Raw genomic sequence first — 829 nt, 5'->3', positions numbered from 1 at the left:
CGCACGTGCCGCCGATGACGACCCGCGTCGTCATCGCCGAGGACGAGGCACTGATCCGGCTCGATCTCAAAGAGATGCTCGAGGAGGAGGGGTACACGGTCGTCGGCGAGGCCGGCGACGGTGAGCAGGCCGTCGAGCTGGCGCGCGAGCACCGCCCCGACCTGGTGATCCTCGATGTGAAGATGCCCAAGCTGGACGGCATCTCCGCGGCCGAGAAGATCGCCGAGGAGTCCATCGCCCCCGTGCTGATGCTGACCGCCTTCTCGCAGCGCGACCTGGTGGAGCGGGCGAGGGACGCGGGTGCGATGGCGTACCTGGTCAAGCCGTTCAGCAAGAGCGACGTGGTGCCGGCGATCGAGATGGCGGTCTCCCGGTTCACGGAGCTGAAGGAACTGGAGCGCGAGGTCGCCGACCTCAGCCAGCGCCTGGAGACCCGCAAGCTGGTGGACCGCGCGAAGTCGGTGCTCCAGACGCAGTACGGGCTGAGCGAGCCGGCCGCGTTCCGCTGGATCCAGAAGACCTCGATGGACCGGCGCATGTCGATGCAGCAGGTCGCGCAGGCGGTCATCGACGACGCCGAGGAGAAGAAGGCCGCGAAGGGCGGCTGACCGGACGTCACACCGACGACGAAGGCCCGCACCCCCTGCACGGGGTGCGGGCCTTTCGCTTCCGTCCGGTCAGTCCTCGCCGAGGTAGGCCTTGCGGACCGACTCGTCGTGGAGCAGGTCGCGGCCGGTGCCGGAGAGGACGATGTTGCCGACCTCCATCACATGGCCGTGGTCGGCCAGCGACAGGGCCGCCTGGGCGTTCTGCTCGACGAGCAGGATGG

Annotated in this window: 1 protein-coding gene and 1 pseudogene; one reads left to right on the top strand and one right to left on the bottom strand. The window is 69.0% G+C overall.

Annotated elements, in window-relative coordinates:
• Positions 1–608, top strand: a 608-nt coding sequence (locus tag LPA54_RS33410) for an ANTAR domain-containing response regulator (protein ID WP_228984474.1), incomplete at its 5' end; no start/stop codon positions are given.
• A 69-nt stretch (positions 609–677) separates the two neighbouring features.
• Here LPA54_RS33410 and LPA54_RS33405 read toward each other — a convergent pair.
• Positions 678–829, bottom strand: a pseudogene (locus LPA54_RS33405) (ABC transporter ATP-binding protein); the annotation flags it as partial.

It is taken from the genome of Streptomyces sp. DH12, assembly GCF_020873895.1.
In the GTDB taxonomy this organism is placed as follows: Bacteria; Actinomycetota; Actinomycetes; order Streptomycetales; family Streptomycetaceae; genus Streptomyces.
Note: the sequence above shows the minus strand (reverse complement) of the source record. Positions and strands in the feature narration are given on the sequence as shown.